General features: G+C 47.5%; 5 protein-coding genes. 4 read left to right on the top strand and 1 reads right to left on the bottom strand.

The window, feature by feature from the left end:
* From BUE76_RS24890 to BUE76_RS22385, 4 genes are all read left to right on the top strand, one after another.
* On the top strand, window positions 1-246 hold a 246-nt coding region (locus BUE76_RS24890; RefSeq protein WP_216820711.1), incomplete at its 5' end, for a LytR/AlgR family response regulator transcription factor.
* Between the two features lie 765 nt (window positions 247-1,011).
* The gene (locus BUE76_RS22395) at window positions 1,012-2,307 is read left to right on the top strand and encodes a CitMHS family transporter (protein WP_073041774.1); all 1,296 of its coding nucleotides are present in this window, start codon (window positions 1,012-1,014) and stop codon (window positions 2,305-2,307) included.
* 9 nt (window positions 2,308-2,316) lie between these two features.
* Complete coding sequence (locus tag BUE76_RS22390; protein ID WP_073041776.1) at window positions 2,317-3,639, top strand: acyclic terpene utilization AtuA family protein; 1,323 nt, start codon at window positions 2,317-2,319, stop codon at window positions 3,637-3,639.
* Window positions 3,636-3,941, top strand: coding sequence for an AtuA-related protein (locus BUE76_RS22385; protein ID WP_073041778.1), 306 nt, complete (start codon window positions 3,636-3,638; stop codon window positions 3,939-3,941). The genes BUE76_RS22390 and BUE76_RS22385 overlap by 4 nt, the downstream gene beginning before the upstream one ends.
* A gap of 137 nt (window positions 3,942-4,078) precedes the next feature.
* Here the strand turns inward: BUE76_RS22385 and BUE76_RS22380 are convergent.
* The coding region (locus tag BUE76_RS22380) for a type IV secretory system conjugative DNA transfer family protein (protein WP_254049540.1) at window positions 4,079-5,213 on the bottom strand (1,135 nt) is incomplete at its 5' end.

The raw sequence follows: 5,213 nt of genomic DNA, 5'->3' as shown, positions 1-5,213 counted from the left end.
TTTTTTTTGAGTTCCGGTGAAAAGGTGCTGGTTTCTCAAACGCTTAAAGAGTACGAAATGCTGTTGGGTCCTCGAGGTTTTCTACGTACCCACCAATCACACCTTGTAAATATCGCTTTTGTAAGAAGCTGGTTGAAAGAAGATGGTGGTTTGCTTTTGTTGAAAGATAAAACTAGGGTACCCGTATCGAAGCTTAACCGTGAAAAAGTAAAGGGTGTGCTGCGACGGCATTTAGGCTTGCTTTGAAAATAGTGACAACTGATAGTCATTTACATGGCGATGAGATAAAAAAAGAGGTTGTTGGATTAGATGGTTTGTTTATGTTAGAAATTCGAAAAGCTGCAAACATTAGATTCCTAAAATCAAGGCTGGCGTACAACAGTTAAACTAAATATCTTTATTGAGCAACAGAACGGAAATGAAGCTGTAGAAACACAGAATGCCTTTACTTTAGAAATCTGTTTACCGTTACTAGCAACCCTAAGATTACATCACAGTCAACTGAAAGTATGCCCTGACCATTTCGTACTTGGGCACTTATCATTTCCTTGGTAGGTGTTTTAACCCTCTTTCCTGTTACCATGACAAATTTTGCTTACGGCACCGGTGACACGACTATACTTTTTTTGCTCTTATACCCTGTTTTGATTATTTCGACAATTCTAATAGAAACGAAACGACCCATTGGCTATACCTTACCCTGGTGATAGCACTTGTATATGCTGTTTTGCTAACAAGCCACATAAGTCAATAGCTTATTTTTTTAGTAATGCAATTTTGCTTTTTAGTGTTAGTACTCCCCTATTTGGCGGTGTTGACACTTATTCCCCTGACGAGCGCTTTTCTATTTGGAAGACACAGGAAGGAGAAAGCAATAATTGTTGCTATAATAGTCATTACATTTTGTATTCCTTTATGCTCCATAGCAGACTAATGACAGCCCGCATTTTTATAGACCTTATCTTTAACTCATGTGCTAAGGATAACTGTGTTAAAATAACAGATTGACCTATGCTGGCATTGCTTGGCTTCTTAACGATTGCGGTATTTCTACTCCTGGTAATATCAAAACGGCTTTCCGTTTTGTTGTCGCTTATTTTGGTGCCCCTCTTTTTTGCCCTTGCTGGCGGATTTTCCCCTGCTGAATTGGGGGAAATGATTCTTGCAGGTATCCGGCAGGTAGCCCCAACGGGCATCCTGCTCATTTTTGCCGTTCTATATTTTGCCTTGATGATCGATACTGGCCTGTTTGATCCGGTGGTTACTGGTATCGTCCGGCTTGTCAAGGGCGACCCGCTGAAGATCACTATCGGAACCGCCTTACTCACCATGCTGGTGCATCTCGACGGCGATGGTACGGCCACCTTTATGATCACCATTTCAGCCCTGCTGCCCATCTATAAAAAGCTGGGTATGAACAGGCTCCTGCTGCCCTGCATTGTGGCTTTAAGTGCTGGTGTGATGCACCTGGTGCCCTGGTCGGGCACTATGGCTAGGGCCATGAACGTCATGCAGGCAGATGCCGGACAGCTTTTGGTGCCTATTCTGCCATCTATGGTTGGGGGGATGTTGTGGGTGCTGTTCGTGGCCTGGTACCTGGGGCGCAAAGAGCGCAAGCGTATTGGTATTGTGCCACTGGCGTACAGCCACCTGGAAGCGCTCTCCGAAAAACAAAAGGCCATCCGAAGGCCAAAATTGTTTTGGTTCAATGCAACCCTCACCATTCTCCTGATAACTGCACTTGTAATGGCCCTGTTTCCGCCACCTGCACTTTTAATCATCGGTTTTTCCTTGGCCCTGCTGATCAACTATCCTGCACAAGCGGAACAAAAACAGCGTATGGCCGATCATGCAGGCAGTGTGTTCTTTGTTTCCATCATGATTTTTGCAGCCGGTGTTTTTTCCGGTATCCTTACCGGAACAAGGATGATCGATGCAATGGCGGGCACACTTGTTTCTCTTATTCCGGAGCAGCATGCAGGGCTGCTGCCCACGCTAACCGGAATTACCAGCATGCCTTTGAGCCTTGCATTTACCCCTGATGCCTATTATTTCGGAGTACTGCCGGTGTTGAAAAATGCCATGATACATTTTGACCGTAACGCTATAGAAGTGGGCAGGGCAGCCGTGTTGGGGCAAATGACCGTTGGGTTTCCTCTGAGCCCGCTTACTGCATCCACTTATGTGTTGGTGGGTCTTTCAGAAGTGGAGTTCTCCGATCACCAGAAGTTTACTTTTAAATGGGCATTTGGTACCACCCTTATCATGACCCTTATTGCCCTACTAACGGGTGCCATTCATTTATAAGCTAGCAGCATGAAACAAGTTGTACGCATCGGATGTGGAGCAGGGTTTAGCGGCGACAGGCTGGAACCTGCTGCCATTTTGGTGGAAGGAGGCAAACTCGATTACCTGGTGCTGGAATGCCTGGCAGAACGCACCATTGCCCTGGCACAAAAGCGGATGGCTGCGGATCCAACAAAAGGCTATGATCCGCTGCTGGAGCGGCGTATGGAGCTCCTGTTGCCCCTGCTCAAAAAGCATAGCGTTAGAGTGCTCACCAATATGGGGGCAGCCAATCCCCTTGCTGCCGCAGATAAGGTGGTTGAAATAGCACAACGCCTGCACTTGTCTATCAAAGTGGCCGTAGTAACCGGCGATGATGTGTTAGCCACGATTACCGGGTTTGAAAAGGCCATGGAAACCGTTAAGCCATTGTCACAATCCGGGCTCATCATTTCCGCCAATGCTTACCTGGGAGCTGATGCCATCCTGCCTGCACTGCAATCGGGTGCCGACATCATCATTACCGGGCGGGTAGCTGATCCTTCACTTGTAGTGGCGCCGCTGGTGCATGAATTTGGCTGGTCTTTAGAAGATGCAGATATCATCGGGAAAGCAACGGTGGTTGGTCACCTGATGGAATGTGCCGGACAAATTACCGGTGGTTACTTTGCGGATCCGCTGAAGAAGCCTGTTGACGGGATGGCAAACCTGGGTCATCCTTTTGTTGATGTGTACAGGGATGGCCGTGCCGTTATCAGCAAAGTGGAAGGTACCGGTGGAGTAATAAACTTGGCCACCGCTAAGGAGCAGTTGTTGTATGAGGTAACAAATCCATACGAATACATCACCCCCGATGTAGTGGCCGATTTTACCACCATCACCTTGCAGCAGGTAGCAGCGAACAGCGTTGCAGTAGAAGGTGGAAGCGGCAAACAAAAGCCTGCAACATTGAAAGTGAGTGTAGGTTATAAAGCTGGCTTTATAGGTGAGGGCGAGATCTCTTATGCAGGGCAGCAGGCGCTTGGAAGGGTAAAACTTGCAGGAGCAATCCTTCAGCAGCGGCTACAAGGCCTGTTTCAGGACCTGCGGATTGATTTTATCGGTTGCAGCTCCGTGCACCCGGCTTCGCTTGGCCAAAGCTGCCAGCCATATGAAATACGGCTCAGGGTTGCCGGTAAATCATTATCAGCTGATGGCGCCGCGCTCATTGGTGAAGAGGTTGAAGCACTGTACACAAATGGGCCTGCCGGTGGCGGCGGGGTGCGTAAATATATAACCGACGTTGTGGGGGTTCTTTCCATACTCATCGACCGTACTAAAGTCAATTGTACAACAATCATAAAAGAAGCATGAAGCAAAAACTATACGACATAGCACATAGCCGTGCAGGCGATAAGGGCAATACCCTCACCTTATCACTCATTCCATATGATGAAAAAGATTATGAACGTTTGTGCCAAGTTGCCACAACAGAAAGGGTGAAAGCGCACCTGAATGAAATAGTGTTGGGTGAGATCACGCGTTACGAGCTTCCCAATATTGCTTCCCTGCTTTTTGTATGTGAACAGGCACTTGCTGGCGGTGTCACTACTTCATTCAGCATGGATCCACATGGCAAAACCTTGAGTTATGCTTTGCTGGAGATGGAAATTTGAGCCAGCTGTTGTTTTACCCTATAGTGTCTTAGTAGTTGCTACCCTGATTATATGCCGTAGATTTTCATGATGCAGATGTATTGGATCAATATAAATTTGTTCAGTGAAACGGCTGTTGGATTACAGCTTTCAATTCTTTAGAGGCAAACCAATTCTTTGATCTCTTTTTTGATCCGGTGAAAAGTTTCGGTTATACTTTCGGTATCCGCATTGCCAAATTGCCGGTCCTGCCATTTGTCTTTTTGGAGCACGCCTGCTTGTGCCGGTGCCCGCAGTTTGTTATGAAACATCTTTAGCTCCATGCTGCAATCCGGGTTGTCGGCTACCATACCCACAAAAGAGCCCGATGAAAGGGCTGATATTTTGGATAGCGGTATGGCGTACTCCAGTTGCCTGGAGCGGCTGATGGAAGTGTCGGTGCGGTTGATGGACAGGCTTTCCCGTTCCTGCATGATCTTGCCAAAGCGTTCAGATAGTTGTTTAGCTGTATCACCCATTACCTGCCCGCTGATGATATTGCCCGTAATATTCATGATTACTTCTGCCCCATTGCGGCCATAGTCTTTTTTAAGCTGGCTGAAGTCCTGCATGCAGAGGGTAGTGGCAACCTTGTTGCTGCGAGCCGTTGCAATAAGCGAATCGATATGGTTCAAAAACAGGGTAGGAAATTCGTCAAACACAAGGCTGCATTTGTGTCCACCTCTTTTGTTTACCTGCCGTACCATTCTTGAAAGGTACAGGGAGAGCACTGCCCCATAGATTTGCTGCTTCTCCGGGTTGTTGCCCATGCATACAATTTTGGGTGCTTTAGGATTGTTAATGTCCAGGGTGAAATCATCCCCGGAAAGCACCCAATACAGTTGGGGCGAAGCAAGCCTTGCCATGCCAATTTTTGCGGAAGCTACCTGGCCTTCCAGTTGTTCCATGGCATCATGCTGGTAAGCCGAAATAAACGGGTTGATCAGCACTTCAATTTCCGGCTCGCTATTGAGTACAGGAAAGAGTTGTTCGTAGGGTAACTGCATCAGCTCTATTACGTGTGGCAAGGTGCAATACCTACCGTCTTCATGCCTGCGTAAAAACCAGATTACCGCTGTCAGGAAGTTGATGGGCGATTCTACAAAGAAGTCGCCCTGCTTGTTGATCCACTCCCGGTTGAGGCCAAGAAGTATAGCTCGGGCTGATTCGGCAGCATCGGTGATGTCGTGCATGGTTTCTGGGTTCAGTGGATTGCACCGGTTGGTGCGTGAAAGGTCGTCGAAGTTGATGACA

It is taken from the genome of Cnuella takakiae (assembly GCF_001953305.1).
In the GTDB taxonomy this organism is placed as follows: Bacteria; Bacteroidota; Bacteroidia; order Chitinophagales; family Chitinophagaceae; genus Flavisolibacter; species Flavisolibacter takakiae.
This window is presented reverse-complemented; position numbering and strand designations above follow the sequence as displayed.

Bases quoted from the DNA above. Each gene is read 5' to 3' on its own strand.
- BUE76_RS22395 (WP_073041774.1), top strand. From the start codon at position 1,012: ATGCTGGCATTGCTTGGCTTCTTAACGATTGCGGTATTTCTACTCCTG.
- BUE76_RS22390 (WP_073041776.1), top strand. From the start codon at position 2,317: ATGAAACAAGTTGTACGCATCGGATGTGGAGCAGGGTTTAGCGGCGAC.
- BUE76_RS22385 (WP_073041778.1), top strand. From the start codon at position 3,636: ATGAAGCAAAAACTATACGACATAGCACATAGCCGTGCAGGCGATAAG.